General features: G+C 54.6%; 15 protein-coding genes and 1 tRNA gene. 5 read left to right on the top strand and 11 right to left on the bottom strand.

Annotation, left to right across the window (positions count from 1 at the left end; genetic code table 11):
• Window positions 1-12: 12 nt before the first annotated feature.
• The gene (locus tag HX884_RS12870; RefSeq protein ID WP_058651372.1) at window positions 13-2,007 is read right to left on the bottom strand and encodes a serine protease; all 1,995 of its coding nucleotides are present in this window, start codon (window positions 2,005-2,007) and stop codon (window positions 13-15) included.
• Between the two features lie 348 nt (window positions 2,008-2,355).
• On the opposite strand from HX884_RS12870, the gene HX884_RS12865 reads away from it, so the two are divergent.
• The gene (locus HX884_RS12865; RefSeq protein WP_029883055.1) at window positions 2,356-3,036 is read left to right on the top strand and encodes a response regulator transcription factor; all 681 of its coding nucleotides are present in this window, start codon (window positions 2,356-2,358) and stop codon (window positions 3,034-3,036) included.
• Between the two features lie 31 nt (window positions 3,037-3,067).
• Here the strand turns inward: HX884_RS12865 and tsaD are convergent, their stop codons facing one another.
• Window positions 3,068-4,081 carry a tRNA (adenosine(37)-N6)-threonylcarbamoyltransferase complex transferase subunit TsaD gene (tsaD, locus tag HX884_RS12860; protein WP_013098775.1) on the bottom strand — a complete coding sequence of 338 codons (1,014 nt, stop codon included), beginning with the start codon at window positions 4,079-4,081 and terminating at the stop codon, window positions 3,068-3,070.
• 236 nt (window positions 4,082-4,317) lie between these two features.
• Between tsaD and rpsU the strand changes: the two genes are divergently transcribed.
• The 3 genes from rpsU (at window position 4,318) to rpoD (ending at window position 8,408) form a co-directional block, all read left to right on the top strand.
• Complete coding sequence (gene rpsU / locus HX884_RS12855) at window positions 4,318-4,533, top strand: 30S ribosomal protein S21 (protein WP_001144069.1); 216 nt, start codon at window positions 4,318-4,320, stop codon at window positions 4,531-4,533.
• Between the two features lie 116 nt (window positions 4,534-4,649).
• The gene (gene dnaG / locus HX884_RS12850; RefSeq protein ID WP_014833324.1) at window positions 4,650-6,395 is read left to right on the top strand and encodes a DNA primase; all 1,746 of its coding nucleotides are present in this window, start codon (window positions 4,650-4,652) and stop codon (window positions 6,393-6,395) included.
• Window positions 6,396-6,560: 165 nt separating this feature from the next.
• Window positions 6,561-8,408: an RNA polymerase sigma factor RpoD gene (gene rpoD / locus HX884_RS12845; RefSeq protein WP_013098777.1), complete on the top strand. Its 1,848-nt coding sequence runs from the start codon at window positions 6,561-6,563 to the stop codon at window positions 8,406-8,408.
• A gap of 102 nt (window positions 8,409-8,510) precedes the next feature.
• On the opposite strand, the gene mug is transcribed toward rpoD, so the two are convergent.
• Window positions 8,511-9,017 (bottom strand): G/U mismatch-specific DNA glycosylase, encoded by a 507-nt coding sequence (gene mug / locus HX884_RS12840; RefSeq protein ID WP_020689452.1) that lies wholly within the window; start codon window positions 9,015-9,017, stop codon window positions 8,511-8,513.
• A 125-nt stretch (window positions 9,018-9,142) separates the two neighbouring features.
• Here mug and HX884_RS12835 point away from each other — a divergent pair.
• Window positions 9,143-9,218: transfer RNA gene (locus HX884_RS12835), tRNA-Ile, on the top strand.
• A gap of 151 nt (window positions 9,219-9,369) precedes the next feature.
• Here HX884_RS12835 and HX884_RS12830 read toward each other — a convergent pair.
• From HX884_RS12830 to HX884_RS12795, 8 genes are all read right to left on the bottom strand, one after another.
• Window positions 9,370-9,570 (bottom strand): ogr/Delta-like zinc finger family protein, encoded by a 201-nt coding sequence (locus HX884_RS12830; protein WP_014833326.1) that lies wholly within the window; start codon window positions 9,568-9,570, stop codon window positions 9,370-9,372.
• Window positions 9,571-9,636: 66 nt separating this feature from the next.
• Window positions 9,637-10,782, bottom strand: a complete 1,146-nt coding sequence (locus HX884_RS12825; RefSeq protein ID WP_178328281.1) for a phage late control D family protein — start codon at window positions 10,780-10,782, stop codon at window positions 9,637-9,639.
• Window positions 10,779-11,243, bottom strand: coding sequence for a phage tail protein (locus HX884_RS12820; RefSeq protein WP_014833328.1), 465 nt, complete (start codon window positions 11,241-11,243; stop codon window positions 10,779-10,781). Before HX884_RS12820 ends, HX884_RS12825 begins: the two co-directional genes overlap by 4 nt.
• Before the next feature lie 11 nt (window positions 11,244-11,254).
• The gene (locus tag HX884_RS12815) at window positions 11,255-13,702 is read right to left on the bottom strand and encodes a phage tail tape measure protein (RefSeq protein ID WP_178328280.1); all 2,448 of its coding nucleotides are present in this window, start codon (window positions 13,700-13,702) and stop codon (window positions 11,255-11,257) included.
• Window positions 13,695-13,850: a GpE family phage tail protein gene (locus HX884_RS12810; protein WP_306173136.1), complete on the bottom strand. Its 156-nt coding sequence runs from the start codon at window positions 13,848-13,850 to the stop codon at window positions 13,695-13,697. Before HX884_RS12810 ends, HX884_RS12815 begins: the two co-directional genes overlap by 8 nt.
• The gene (locus HX884_RS12805) at window positions 13,847-14,155 is read right to left on the bottom strand and encodes a phage tail assembly protein (RefSeq protein WP_038420626.1); all 309 of its coding nucleotides are present in this window, start codon (window positions 14,153-14,155) and stop codon (window positions 13,847-13,849) included. Before HX884_RS12805 ends, HX884_RS12810 begins: the two co-directional genes overlap by 4 nt.
• Before the next feature lie 55 nt (window positions 14,156-14,210).
• The gene (locus HX884_RS12800) at window positions 14,211-14,729 is read right to left on the bottom strand and encodes a phage major tail tube protein (RefSeq protein ID WP_014833332.1); all 519 of its coding nucleotides are present in this window, start codon (window positions 14,727-14,729) and stop codon (window positions 14,211-14,213) included.
• Window positions 14,730-14,740: 11 nt separating this feature from the next.
• On the bottom strand, window positions 14,741-15,669 hold a 929-nt coding region (locus HX884_RS12795; protein WP_178328279.1), incomplete at its 5' end, for a phage tail sheath protein.

Genomic DNA, 15,669 nt, shown 5'->3' with positions numbered 1-15,669 from the left:
AGGCCGTGAGGGTTATTTACAGCTGTTACTGGAAGAACCCTGCTCGCGCCACGCGCCCCACTGGCCGCCGGTTCCCGGGGTTTCCTGACCCGGGTTGACATACCACTGGTTGAACCAAATTTTACCGTTGTAAGAGACTTTGGTGCATTTGGTCGGGTAAGCGATTTTGGCGTTATAGGCCGGTGCGGCAGGTTTTACCGGCGTGTCATCTTTTTCCGGGGTGTCGTCTTTCGCGGGTACCGCCGGCTTAGTGACCTTAATGGTCATGCTGTCCGTCGCGGTCCGGCCATCCGCGCCGGTTGTGGTCAGCGTGAAGACCGCTTCTCCTTCGCTGTTGGCAGGAATAACGGCATAGGCATGCGCGCTATCCACGCTCTTCACCAGCGTGCCGTTCAGGTTCGCCTCCAGCGAGAAAGTTTCCGCCCCTTTTGTCACGCTCCAGTTATAGGATTTGGCATTCAGGCTCTTGCTGCCATCCAGCGGGTAGGTGCTCACGCCCGTGGTCGGGGAGACCATGGTGTAATCCGCGCCTGCCGCAGCGGTTGGGGCCGGAGCGACAGGGGTGTTACCGTCTTTCAGCGCCATAATACGGGCTACCGCGCGCTCCATGTCAGGCTGTGTCCCCACTTTTGCCGAATCCCCGTTCGCCAGCGGCGTACCGGTCTCCGCCAGAATCTGACGCATCTGACGCGGTGTCACGGTAATACCGTTGGCTTTGGCGATGCCTGACAGGCTTGCTACCACACCCGCAATAATCGGGTTCGCGGAAGAGGTTCCGGCAAAAGTCGCGGTATAGGAATCGTTAACGCCAGCGTTTTTATACAGATCGCCATAACCGGTGGTCACCACATCCCAGCAGCCCCAGGCAGAACTGGTAATGCGCGAGCCATAGGAGCTGAACGACGCTTTTTTACCGTCTTTCGCACAAAACGCACCCGCCAGAATAGCCCCGGAGTCCCGGACATTCACGTCATACTCCCCCCGGAACCCTGGGCTGTCCATATTGATATTCCCGTTACCTGCTGCCTCAATAACGTGAACACCTTTGTCGGTCAGCGCCTTAATAATATCGTAATAGGCGGTCTGGGATTCCATTGCGACCCAGCAATCCTTCTGACAACCCGATGGATAACCCCCCGCAACTTGTATCCCGATCTGCACCACATCACCCGCTTTTAGCTGGGGGATTAAATTATAGAGGTTATTACTCGCGGAGGCCGCATACCCCATCCGGCTTTTCCAGGCTAAACCGCGAATACCGGTGCCCATATCTTTCGCCGCCATAATCCCCACTGAAGCGGTGTCGTGATCATGGCTTGCAACATACGTCGTCTTGCCAGAGCTGAGGCTCATCGGCGGTAAGTTGGCATGGCTGGTATTCCAGGCATCAATCTCCGCCGAAATAATCGTTACCCCTTCACCCGCACTGCCTGCATAGCGATCAACACTGTCACGGTTGACGCCCCCCATATAATAACCGGTGCGCTTAACATCCGGTGCTTTGAGATAATCCTGCTTATTGCGGAAATCCGGAACGGCAGCAGACGTTAAATTATCATTCAGTGAGGACTTTAACTGTGGCGTAAGGGCCGTGTCATCCAGCGATACCGGCTCGGCTTCCGGGTACACAAACTCTACGTTCTGATTTTGTTCAAGCTCGGTGATAATATGGTTAATATATGTTTTATCCTGACTTTTATCTTTCGGTAACTCAATGCGCAGATAACGGTCAAAACCATAGCGTTTATTAAGCTCCGTCAATTCAGAGGATTGAGTAGAACTACGCAAGTTGGTCGGACGGAACATATTTGTTGTTGTCAGGGAAGCGTCGCTCAAGGTAATTTTATTGTTTGTGGCTTTTAACAGACCTGTCGTCGGTTTTAGCTTGAGCACAATTGCGGTGTAGGTGGCATTATCCTGTGCAAATTCATTTTGCACCAGAGTTTCAGCCGCAGCAGAGAATGAAATTGCTGCACAAATAAAAAGAGATAAAGCGCTTTTTTTCATGATAATCACGGTTCCTGTGTGAATTGAAATTTTTCCTTTTTCAGTATCACTGACACACGGACCGCGAAGAATAAGAGTGACCTACTCTAATGAACAGAGTTTTCTCTAAATAATCAAGAAAATTCCATACTATGTTAATTTATATTTCGCAATGCAACGATACACTTAGATACAAAAAACGTAAAGCTTAATCATTATGAAATAATCAAGAGCCGTCGGCATTAAAAATATTCTCGTTGCTGCTGCGACTTTACCGCAAAATGAATTTTAATAACATTATATCTTGCGAGGTGCTCCAACCGCCGTTGGCCCCGCCATTTCATGAAAGGGTTAATACGACGCATCATTATGGACATTAAAATCGTTATCGCTGAAGAATCCTCGTTAATTCGACGCGGCTTATCCTCCATGATGCAGTCCCTCTCGTTACCCGCCGTTGGCATGGATCAGAGATGCGTTCTGATCGGTGAGGCAGCGGCCTCCGCTGAACTTCAGTCGCTTCTTGGCCAGCATAATCCGGATATCGCTATACTTGGCTATTCGCTGACAACCAGCCTCAGCCGCCCTCCGCTCGGGGGAATGGACGGGCTGAAGCTCTTGAGATGGCTTAAACAGACCTACCCTGCGCTTAATATTATTCTGCTCTCGCCTTATGCAAACGCCACGCTTATCCGTCAGGCGCTAAAGGAAGGAGTCAGAGCGTACTTATCACGTGATATCAACGAGAAAACCTTAAGCCAGGCGATTACCACGGTCCTGAAAGGCGAGATTTATATCGAAAACCAGCTGGTGAATATGCTTTTCCGTCATGAAAAGACGGACGTGGAGAAACTCTCTCCACGGGAAATTGACGTGCTGCGCCTGATTTGTAAGGGATTAAATTTGAAGGAGATTGCACAGTTTATGCATTTGAGCATCAAAACGGTCAGCGCACATAAGGTCCGGGCGATGGAAAAGCTGGACGTACAAAACGATTGCCAGCTTTACTCTTTGATCATCAAGAACCAGATGTTTGAGATCGGGATGTAAACGTCTCCCGCCGCTAAGACGGGAGCGTCGATCAAGCTTCCGGCAGCTCTGCCAGCGGCCAGCGTGGGCGTACGGAGACGCTCAGATCCGCCGTTGCGCCAGCGTTCAGGCGCACCATCCCGGCGTAGGCGATCATCGCCCCGTTATCGGTACAGAATTCCGGGCGCGCATAAAACACTTCCCCGCGACGCTTTTGCATCATCTCCGCCAGCTTCGCACGCAGCGTACGGTTAGCGCTGACGCCCCCCGCCATCACCAGGCGCTTAAAGCCGGTCTGATCCAGCGCGCGTTTACACTTGATCATCAGCGTATCGACCACCGCATCTTCGAATGCGCGAGCGATGTCCGCACGGGTCTGCTCGCTGTCATCGTTATTGCGGATGGTATTGGCGGCGAAGGTTTTCAGGCCGGAGAAGCTGAAATCCAGCCCCGGACGGTCGGTCATTGGACGCGGGAAGACAAAACGCCCTTCCGTGCCCTGCGACGCCATTTTCGAGAGCATCGGGCCGCCCGGGTAATCCAGACCCAGCAGCTTAGCGGTTTTGTCGAAGGCTTCTCCGGCGGCGTCATCAATCGACTCGCCCAGCAGCTCATACTTGCCAATACCCGTCACGCTAATCAGCTGGGTATGGCCGCCAGAGACCAGCAGCGCCACAAACGGGAATTCGGGCGGATTCTCTTCCAGCATCGGTGCCAGAAGATGCCCTTCCATATGGTGAACCGGAATGGCCGGAACATCCCACGCGAAGGCCAGGGAACGGCCCACCGTCGCACCGACCAGCAGCGCGCCGACCAGACCCGGGCCTGCCGTGTAGGCGACGGCATCAATATCAGTTGAGTTCAAGCCGGCCTCTTTCAGTGCCGCCTGAATCAGGGGAACCGTTTTACGTACGTGGTCACGAGAGGCCAGTTCAGGCACGACGCCGCCGTAGTCAGCATGCAATTTCACCTGACTATACAGTTGGTTGGCAAGAAGCCCTTTTTCGTCGTCGTAAATGGCGATGCCGGTTTCATCGCAGGATGTTTCAATACCCAGTACACGCATGACTTGTTTTACCTCGTTTCAGTACCGCGCAGTGTAGAGCCTGGGCGGGTTGATGTAAAACTTTGTTCGCCCCAGGACATCCGCTCGTGTATACTCTTCCCCCTTATAAAAGTCCCTTTCAAAAACGCGTCGGTGCTTTACAAAGCAGCAGCATTTGCAGTAAAATTCCGCACCATTTTGAAATAAGCTGGCGTTGATGCCAGCGGCAAACCGAATTTATCAAAGGTGAGAGTTACATGCCGGTAATTAAAGTACGTGAAAACGAGCCGTTCGACGTAGCGCTGCGTCGCTTCAAACGTTCATGCGAGAAAGCAGGTGTTCTGGCTGAAGTTCGTCGTCGTGAGTTCTATGAAAAACCAACGACTGAACGTAAGCGCGCTAAAGCTTCTGCAGTGAAACGTCACGCGAAGAAACTGGCTCGCGAAAACGCACGCCGTACTCGTCTGTACTAATCCGTTGAGGGCGACAGTCCTCAATTGACAGACAGAGTAATAGTCGTAAGGCCGTGCTTCCGGAAGGAATGCGCGGCTTGTTTTCGTTTATGAGTTGCTAAAAACTTTTGGGGCATATGGCCGGACGAATCCCACGCGTTTTCATCAATGACCTGCTGGCAAGAACCGACATCGTCGATCTTATCGACGCGCGGGTAAAGCTGAAAAAGCAGGGCAAGAACTACCATGCGTGCTGTCCTTTCCATAACGAAAAAACCCCCTCCTTCACCGTCAACGGTGAAAAGCAGTTTTACCATTGCTTCGGCTGTGGCGCACACGGTAATGCCGTCGATTTTTTAATGAACTACGACAAGCTCGAGTTCGTTGAAACCGTCGAAGAGCTGGCGGCGATGCACAACCTTGAAGTGCCGTATGAAGCGGGCAGTGGACCAAGCCAGATAGAGCGCCATCAGCGTCAAACGCTGTATCAACTGATGGATGGCCTGAATTCGTTTTACCAACAGTCTCTTAAGCACTCTGCGGCTGAGCCTGCGCGTCAGTATCTGAACAAGCGCGGACTGAGCGACGATGTCATTGCGCGTTTCGCTATTGGTTACGCCCCGCCCGGCTGGGACAACGTGTTAAAGCGTTTTGGCGGCAATAGCGAAGATCGTAAATCGTTGATCGACGCAGGCATGCTGGTCACCAACGACCAGGGACGAAGCTATGACCGCTTCCGCGAACGGGTGATGTTCCCGATCCGCGACAAGCGTGGCCGGGTGATTGGTTTTGGTGGGCGCGTGCTGGGTGATGCCCTGCCCAAGTACCTCAACTCCCCGGAAACCGACATTTTTCATAAGGGCCGTCAGCTTTACGGCCTTTATGAGGCGCAGCAGGCAAATGCGGAACCTCCGCGCCTTCTCGTCGTCGAAGGGTATATGGATGTCGTTGCGCTGGCGCAGTATGACATCAATTACGCAGTAGCCTCGTTGGGCACGTCCACCACGGCCGATCATATTCAGCTGCTGTTTCGGGTGACCAACAACGTCATCTGCTGCTACGACGGTGACCGCGCAGGGCGCGATGCCGCCTGGCGTGCGCTGGAAACTGCGCTACCTTATATGACCGACGGGCGGCAGTTACGCTTTATGTTCCTGCCCGACGGTGAAGACCCGGATACGCTGGTGCGTAAAGAGGGCAAAGCGGCGTTTGAAGCGCGGATGGAGCAGGCTCAGCCGCTCTCCACATTCTTGTTTAACAGCCTGATGCCGCAGGTTGATTTAAGTACCCCTGACGGGCGCGCGCAGCTCAGCACGCTGGCGCTGCCGTTAATTAGCCAGGTGCCCGGCGAAACGCTGCGCATCTATCTGCGTCAGGAGTTAGGCAACAAGCTCGGCATTCTGGATGACAGCCAGCTTGAACGTTTAATGCCAAAACAGGCTGAAAACGGCACGGTTCGCCCCGCGCCTCAGCTAAAACGCACAACCATGCGTATACTGATAGGGTTACTGGTCCAAAACCCCGAACTTGCACCGCAAGTGCCATCGCTGGCGGGTTTGAACCACGAAAAATTGCCCGGGCTTGGCTTATTTTCAGAACTGGTCAACACATGTTTGTCTCAGCCAGGTCTGACCACCGGACAACTTTTAGAACATTATCGCGGCACAAAAGAGGCCGCTACCCTTGAAAAATTGTCGATGTGGGACGATATAGCAGATAAGGACATTGCAGAAAAAACGTTCACCGACTCACTCAACCATATGTTTGATTCGATGCTCGAGCTGCGCCAGGAAGAGTTGATTGCTCGCGAGCGCACGCACGGTTTGAGCAGCGAAGAACGCCGGGAGCTCTGGATGATAAACCAGGAACTGGCGAAGAAATAAGCAAAAAGACAAAAGTATTTAACGGCTTAAGTGCCGAATATCGATCGGGAAGCCCCCGGCAGCCGCACTGAGAGGCAGCGGCAAAAATATAAGTACGCCCTCGCTTTAAAGGTTGGCAAACCATCGCCGACACCAATCAAACGAATTAAGTGTGGATACCGTCTTATGGAGCAAAACCCGCAGTCACAGCTGAAACTTCTTGTCCAACGTGGTAAGGAGCAAGGCTATCTGACCTATGCCGAGGTCAATGACCATCTGCCGGAAGATATCGTCGATTCAGATCAAATCGAAGACATCATCCAAATGATCAATGACATGGGCATTCAGGTGATGGAAGAAGCACCGGATGCCGATGATCTGTTGCTGGCTGAAACCTCCAACAACACTGACGAAGATGCGGAAGAAGCTGCTGCACAGGTACTGTCCAGCGTGGAATCTGAAATCGGGCGTACCACTGACCCGGTCCGCATGTACATGCGCGAAATGGGTACCGTTGAACTGTTGACCCGCGAAGGCGAAATTGACATCGCAAAACGCATCGAAGACGGGATCAACCAGGTTCAGTGCTCTGTTGCTGAGTACCCGGAAGCGATCACCTATCTGCTGGAGCAGTACGATCGTGTTGAAGCGGAAGAAGCGCGTCTGTCCGATCTGATCACCGGTTTTGTCGACCCGAACGCTGAAGAAGATATGGCGCCAACCGCCACTCACGTCGGTTCTGAACTGTCTCAGGAAGAGATGGATGACGACGAAGACGAAGATGAAGAAGAGAGCGACGACGACAGCGCCGATGATGACAACAGCATCGACCCGGAACTGGCGCGTGAGAAGTTCGCCGAGCTGCGTACTCAGTACGAAGTGACGCGTGACACCATCAAAGCCAAAGGCCGCAGTCACGCTGCTGCCCAGGAAGAGATCCTGAAACTGTCTGAAGTCTTCAAACAGTTCCGCCTGGTGCCAAAACAGTTCGACTACCTGGTGAACAGCATGCGCGTGATGATGGATCGCGTACGTACCCAGGAACGCATCATCATGAAGCTGTGCGTTGAGCAGTGCAAAATGCCGAAGAAGAACTTCATCACCCTCTTCACCGGCAACGAAACCAGCGAAACCTGGTTCAACGCGGCTATCGCGATGAACAAACCGTGGTCTGAAAAACTGCACGACGTGAAAGAAGACGTGCATCGCGGTCTGCAGAAGCTGCAGCAGATTGAAGAAGAGACCGGCCTGACCATCGAGCAGGTCAAAGACATCAACCGTCGTATGTCCATCGGTGAAGCGAAAGCCCGCCGTGCGAAGAAAGAGATGGTTGAAGCAAACTTACGTCTGGTTATCTCTATCGCCAAGAAATACACCAACCGCGGTCTGCAGTTCCTGGATCTGATTCAGGAAGGCAACATCGGTCTGATGAAAGCGGTAGATAAGTTTGAATACCGTCGTGGTTACAAGTTCTCCACCTATGCGACCTGGTGGATCCGTCAGGCAATTACCCGCTCTATCGCGGATCAGGCGCGTACCATCCGTATTCCGGTGCATATGATTGAGACCATCAACAAGCTCAACCGTATTTCCCGCCAGATGCTGCAGGAGATGGGTCGCGAGCCGACGCCGGAAGAGCTGGCTGAACGCATGCTGATGCCAGAAGACAAAATCCGTAAAGTGCTGAAGATCGCCAAAGAGCCAATCTCCATGGAAACACCAATCGGTGATGATGAAGATTCGCATCTGGGTGATTTCATCGAGGATACCACCCTCGAGCTGCCGCTGGACTCTGCCACCACCGAGAGCCTGCGTGCTGCCACGCACGACGTTCTGGCTGGCCTGACCGCCCGTGAAGCGAAAGTACTGCGTATGCGTTTCGGCATCGATATGAACACCGACCACACGCTGGAAGAAGTGGGTAAACAGTTTGACGTTACCCGCGAACGTATCCGTCAGATCGAAGCGAAGGCGCTGCGTAAACTGCGCCATCCGAGCCGCTCTGAAGTGCTGCGTAGCTTCCTGGACGATTAATCCAGGTAAACAGCAAAAAGCTCCCAATCGGGAGCTTTTTTTTTGTTTATGCCCTCTCCCTGTGAGAGAGGGCCAGGACGAGGCATAAGGCCGCAGAGCCCCCTAAAGCCCCCGCACCACCAGCGCCTCGTCGAGCTCCCTGTAAGCTTCCACCAGTTTATCCAGCGTTGCCCTGTTAAGTCCGCTCGGGTTTGGCAGCACCCATACCTGCGTCACACCGATGGTGATGGCCTGTTTACCCCATTTCACCCCGCGCTGGCTGAACGCCTGCTCATAGGCCTGTTTCCCCAGAATCGCCAGCGCGGCAGGCTGGTAGTCTTCGATCTTCTTAATCAGTTCCCGCCCGCCAGTGCGCAGCTCATGCAGGTTGACTTCGCTCGCCTGCACGGTTGGTCGCTCCACCAGCATGGTGATCCCGCAGCGCGTATCCAGCAGATGCTGCTCCTCTTCAGGCTTGAGTAACCGGTCGGTAAAGCCGGCCTGGTAGATCACTTTCCAGAAGCGGTTCCCCGGATGAGCAAAGTGAAAACCGGTATGCGCCGAGGATTTACCGGGGTTGATCCCACAGAACACCACCCGTAATCCCGGGGCCAGAATATCGTTGATCATATTTACTCCCGATTGATACATCATCATGGAAGTATAAAGGATTGATTATGCGTTGTTTATAAAAACAGCAGGCGGGTGTGAATGGCTGGATTGCTGCGGGGAGTTACATTATAATCCACCGCCACGGCCCCTTAGCTCAGTGGTTAGAGCAGGCGACTCATAATCGCTTGGTCGCTGGTTCAAGTCCAGCAGGGGCCACCAAATTTTAGCTTTAAAATCATATAATTAAGCCACTCACATGAGTGGCTTTTTTGTTGGCTTAATTTTCAGTGGCGATGAAATGGCGGTGTCGCTGGGTTCTTACAGAGATAAAAAAACCGCACGAGGCGGTTTTTTACTGATGCGGCTATCGTTAACTGCGGTTCACCGAGGGCGCCCGGGCACGTTCCGGCATGCCAGGGGCTGCAATCAGGCGCTCTACCGACTCCATGGTGACAAACGTACAGCTGCAATCAACGTTGGTGCACTGGTGATAACGCTCTTTGGTATTTTCACTCAAATAGCGACTGGTTCGCGCATGTGCCGAGTGCTTACATTTAGGACAATGAAACATACCACCTCCGTTTAATTCACTTTTTGTGAATTAATGATACCCCAAAAGCGTAAAATTAAAAGCGTACTACTCGCTTTCGATGGAAAATTTTTCGTCGGCAATGTCAGGTTCAAGATTCACCTCCGTCGTAAAGCCTCTTCCGTCAAGGGTGTGTACGACCCGGCTGACGATCCACGCTTGCTCGTCAATCGCCCGTTTGAAGCCTTTTACCTGAAGGGGTGTTTCTGGAAAAAGGTCAGCTTTTCCGAGCGCCAGCTGGATAGAAAATTTCACTACCCCGCGCTGTAAAGCACGCCATTTGGCTTCAGCCGCTCTGAGTGCCTGCGCTTCGGAGGCAAAAATAGTGGTCAGCTCAAAGACGTTATCGGCTGCACCAACCAACGTCTCCTGCGGCGTTTGCTCCGGGCTGCCGGATACGGCTGCGGCATCCGGATGAGGTAACGCGCCTGTCGCTGCCGCCGGTGGCGGACGATTGATGCTGACCTTTGGGTGTTGTTGTTTAGGATCGCTCGTTTGCAGCCATTTGGCCGTCACGCCGGAATACGCTTCGCGATCGGCAATGGAAAAGCTGTGTTTATCGCCATCGGCGCGTTCAATCACCTTCAACGCAACCGGTTTGCCGCTGGCCGTCACGGCGCCGCCCGCTTTCATGAAAAGCACCATCCCTTCCTTAACGGCGACAAACGCGCCATTGCGTTCAGCCAGGCGGGAGAGAAACGCAGCATCGGACTCCTGAGGCTGATCGATATGCGCAATGGCTATGGATGAAAACTCCGCCGCCACGCTGGCGCTAAGCTGGTTGCGCTGGGCGATGGTATCAACAATTGCGCCGAGGGTGGTGTCATGCCATGACTGCTCGCGGCGAACGTTGAGCTTGCCACGAAAATCGGCGCTGCGCCCCCGAATGGTTAACCGGTCCGGCGCCCCCCGAAATTCAATATCATCGACCGTGAAATTCCCCTTCAGCTCCAGAGGGGTACCCTGCCAGCCCAGCCATAGCGTAATAAACGCACCGCGAGCCGGCAGGTCTAACAGACCGTCGGAATCATCCAGCTCAATATCCACCTGATCGGCTTCCAGGCCTCGGTTGTCAGTCATGGTCAAGCGGATAAGGCGATGGCTAAAATTTTGCGTAATATCACGGCCATTAAGCTTGAGCATAAAATCGGGGGCGATTTTCCCCCCTGCCCGGATATTCATTTCCGTGATCATCCCAGCAGCCCTCCAATTTCGGTACGCGCGCTGGTCACCAGCTCTTCAGCCTGTGTTCTCAGGTCGCCAAACATCGCCATCAGCGATTCGTCAACCCGCTTCAGAGAAAGCGTAAAATCAATTTTCCGCGCCGTACCATCGCTGTAAAAATCCGTATGGGTGTGCGTCACCTTATCAATCACAAACATGCCATGAATAATGCCCGTCCCGTCGATCAGCGGCCAGGCGCGCCCCTCATTCGCCATCAGTTCGATGGCTTTCAGGGACAATCGCCCTCCGGTAATTTCAGGATAAAGCGTTCCGGAGAGCGTATGGGATGTATCGCCCTCCCCCAGATACTGCCAGGCTTTGGGCTTCCCGATGCGATCGTTAGAGGCCCAGCGGTAATCCTTTGAAAACTGCATTGACTGATACGGCAAGGTTCGTCGCTCAAAGACAAACAGCCCCAGCACCATTAACATTTTCTCTCTCCTTACTCATACATAAAGTGGGATCGCTGGTCCGCCGCTTTCTGTCTGTCTCTGTTGTCCAGGGCATCCTGAATTTGGCGGCTGAGGTCCGCTCCGGAAGTCATATCTCCCTGCAGCGTGAAGTGATATTCGCTCCTGCTCTGATCGACGTAAGAGCGTCCGCCAGTGGCCAGCGCTGGCTGATACTTCAGATAGCCACCATAGGTCGATGTCGGCGGAATATACGCACTGCCCGGCGCAGAGGAAGCCGCCCCTGTGTTAGCCGCAACGGGCTCGATGTTGTCCGACTTTGTTTTGATAAGACCGAGTTTTTCCAGTAGCCAGGTCGCCTTGCTGCTCAGAGTGTTGAACAGATTAAGCGGTGCCATCAACGCCTCCCCGAGCATCTGACCGAACATCACCCCCGCGTTTTTGCAACTGTCGAGCGTTTCCTGAGTCGTTTTGATTGGCGTAATCAGGTCGGTGAACCACTGCCAGATCCCGCCCAGCTTTTCTGAGATGAAACCAAACGCCTGCAGAAGTGGAGAAAACAGCTCGCCCAGTGGAGCAAAAGCCACAGAAAGCCCTTCCATCACCCCGGTAAAGAAGGCGCTGACTGGTTCCCAGTATTTAAAAATCAGTAATGCACCCGCCGCAATCGCCGCACCAATGGCAATGATGGGCCAGCTGAGGGCACCCAGGATCGCCATGATGCTGCCGCCGACCACGCTGAAGGCGGTGCCTAACATCCCGGCGGCGGTAATGACCAGGTTCAGGCCGGTCACCATCGGCGCAACGACCATGCCCAACCCGCCCACTATGCCGGCAAACGCCTGCGCGCCGACGATAACCCCGACCAGGCCTTGCGTCAGTGCGGGGTTGGCATTCACCCACAGAGAGAGCGTACTGATCCACCCGGTCGCGGTGGTGGTCAGGGTACGCAGGGCGCCATCCGCCTTATCAAATACATCCATCTTCAGGCCGTTCCACACCGCCTGAAGCTTGCCTATATCACCGGCAAGGTTATCGGACTGAACGGCAGCTACCCGCGCGGTACTGCCCTTTGCCCCCTGGAGCTGCTGACGTTTCTCAGACAGCGTTCCATTACCCGCGGCGGAGACCAGTACCGCAGCGCCTTGCGCGTTTTCCTGACCGAAAATGGTCTTCAGGTACGCCATCTGCTGCGCGGTACCGAGCTGGCTCTTTTCAAAGGATGCGGAGAGGGCTTCAAGGATCTGCTCGGCAGGCAGCAGATTGCCTTGTCCATCATGGGTTTGTACGTTCAGTTCACTCAGCGCGGCAGAACCCTGACCGTTCTGCATCTGCAGATGGCTCAGCACAGCGCTGACCCCGGCGCCAGCCGTGCTCCCTTTCATCCCCTTTTCCATCAGAATGCCAAGCAGCGCGGTCGTCTCTTCAAGGCTCACGCCAGCGCCGCTGGCAGTTGACGCAACAGAGGCCACGGCAGCACCCAGCTCGGTAAGGCTGGTGTGAGAGGAGGTAAATCCGCGGGTCAGCACGTCTGCGACACGCTCAGCATCGGTATTGGCCAGGTTGAACGCGGTCTGTGCATTGCTGATGATGTCGGCGGCGTTTGCGGCATCGACATTTCCCGCAAGGCTGAGATTGACCGCAGGAAGCGTGGCCGCAAGCACACCATCGGCGTCATATCCTGAACGAACCAGCTCGGTCTGCGCCCGGGTGACCGCCTCCGTTGAGGTTCCCGTACCGGCACCGACGTCCCGCGCCTGCTGGCGAATAGCCTCAAGCCTGGCATCCCCCTTCTCCAGACCAAGACTGGCCTGAATAGCAGACATCTGCTTTTCAGCACTGATACCCGGCGCCATAAACCGGGACGTCTGGTCAAAGCTCGTCTTTGCCATGCTCACGCCTGTGCCAGCGATCTGATGCACACGCGTGGCAACATGTTTGCCGGATTCGTAGCGACGCTGAACGGCATTGAGCCGCTCCTGCTGCTGATTAACCCGGGCGAGTGCCTCTCGTTGTCCGTTGAGCTGCTGCGTTTTTTCGCCGATGCTCTTTCTTAAACGACGTTCATCTGCTGCCAGGGTACGGGTATTAATCCCCGCCTGCGCAAGTTCGCCGCGCTGACGCTGGACGGACTGGCGCAGATTGTTGTACTCAAGCTTCAGGGCGGCGGCAGACTGGCGGGCTGCCGTCAGCGCATCGTTCTGCTCACGGGTGGGGTTTTGCGTTTTTTTCAGTTCGCGAGCCAGCGCCGCCGTCTGTTGTCTCGCCAGGGCAAGCGCCTGCCCCGTCATGGTGAGCTGACTGCTTGTTTTTCTGAATCCATCGACGCGGGCCGCCTGCTCATCGAGCGCACGCAGCGCCGCCTGCGATTCACCGATCTCTCCCTCAAGAGAGAGGCTGGCATTCTGGATAGCTTTAAGCGGTCGGCTTGCCCGGTCGACTGCATTCAGCAGCGCCTGAAGTCTGACATTATTACTCATGGTGGTTTCCGCTTCGCTGTAGCGCCTTTTCGCGCCATATGAGGAGTTCGGTCACGCTCAGGGAGTACAGCTCTGACGGCGGCCAGTGAAAAATCACCGCGATATCCGCCATCAGATCGTCGACCGACAGGTTTTCAGGAAATTTCAGCGAGCCGAAGTCGGTGACAAAAAACCGACCACCTTACCGGCAAAAGAGAGCAGGTCGGAGGCATCCAGACGTGCAATCTCATGTTCGGTCAACGCGGGAGAGGTCATTCGCGGCAGCACTTTAATCAGGGCATCCACGTCGGATTGCGCCAGCGACGCCAGCGATACGCCACGCAGAGTGCCCGCATTGGGTTTTGCGACGGTCACTTTTTCGATTTTTTGCTCGCCGCGCAGAACGGGGCTATCAAGCGTGACGGTGTTTGGGTTTTCGCTTTCGTTGATAACAGTCTCGTTGATATTTTCCATTTCGTTACTCTCAAAAAGGGTAAGTAACCGGCCAGCAGCTGCGGCCGGTTAAGGGTTACAGGCCGATGGCCTTACGGTGTTCCGCCAGACGATCGACGCCGTCGACTTTCAGCACCATGTTGATGATGTCAATCTCGATAACCTCTTTGCCATCGATAGTGAGCTGGTAGTAAGCGCACTCGGTGGACATCTTGGTCGTGCCGCTTTCGCCCTGCTTGTTCTCGCCGCCGTCAAACTCTTTGTGACGGCCACGCATCACGATCTCCACCGCAGAGATTTCACCGGTATCGTCACGCTGGAAGGATCCGGTAAAACGCAGCGGCACGCTGTCCGCGCCTGGCGAGGCATACTGCGCCCACAGTGCAACGTCCGGCAGACCACCAATGGTCCACTCCAGCGCCAGCGCATCATCGTCCAGGCCGAGGTCGACAGAGACCGAGCCCGGCATACCGCCGCCGCGATACTTCTCCAGCTTGCGGGTGAGCTTCGGTAAGGTGACAGACTCAACAACGCCCATATAGCTCAGGCCATCGTTGAACATATTCAGATATTTAAGTTTGCGTGGTAACGCCATGCTGCAGCTCCTTAGCTGTTAACCGAATCTGACAGGTCTGCCAGATAGGTATCGGTGATGCGCTGGCGCAGGGTCAGATTCTCCAGCGGCGGAACAGGGGTGTAGTCGTAATCGATATACAGTTTCCCCGCTTTGAGGGTCGACACGTCATTCGATTCCGGGTCATACCAGCAGGAGCCGTCAACGATGTAGCCATTGGTTTTCAGCTCACGGAATTTGGCATTGATACCGGAAATGATGTCGCGAATAAGCGTTGGGGTAATGGGTTTATCCATCGCCCAGGCGTGCGCTTCCGCCATGGTGTCGGCCAGTACCTGCGCGGTACGGGTGTAGTTTTCAAACAGGAATAACGGATCGTCAGAGCAGGTACGGTTGCCCCAGAATTTGAAACCATCATTGCGAATCAGCGTGGTCACGCCCGCCTGGTTAAGCAGGTTGGCATCGGTGGCCTGTTCCTGCAGGTCCCAGGAGACAGAGGCGCTCACCCCGGTAACACCGTTAACACCGACGTTGGACAGGGTTTTATGCCAGCCGGTGGTCTGGTCGATTTTGGCGCGCAGGCCAAGTGCGCGTGCGGTCGCCCAGGCCGTTTTGGTAGCGTTCGTGGTGGTATCCCACGCCAGGAAATCCGGGTGAATAACCATCAGCTCACGCTGGCTGAAGTTTTTGCGATAGTTGATCGCCTCAGGAATGGTTTTACAGCCCCATGCGCTGACATAGCCAAACGCACGCAGGCTCTGGCACGTTGCTGCCAGCGCGGTCGCCACTTCCTGCGAATCCAGCCCCGGTACGCCGAGAATGCGTGGTTTAACGCCGGTCACCGTTTTGGCGGTGAGAAGAGCCTTCAGGCCGGTGTATTTGCCGTTTTCGTCGGTGGTACCAATGATGGGCTTTGTTGAATAAATCAGATTTCGGGTAAGTCTCCCCCGTAGCGGGTTGT

The organism is Enterobacter sp. SECR19-1250, from assembly GCF_013391025.1.
In the GTDB taxonomy this organism is placed as follows: domain Bacteria; phylum Pseudomonadota; class Gammaproteobacteria; order Enterobacterales; family Enterobacteriaceae; genus Enterobacter; species Enterobacter cloacae.
Note: the sequence above shows the minus strand (reverse complement) of the source record. Positions and strands in the feature narration are given on the sequence as shown.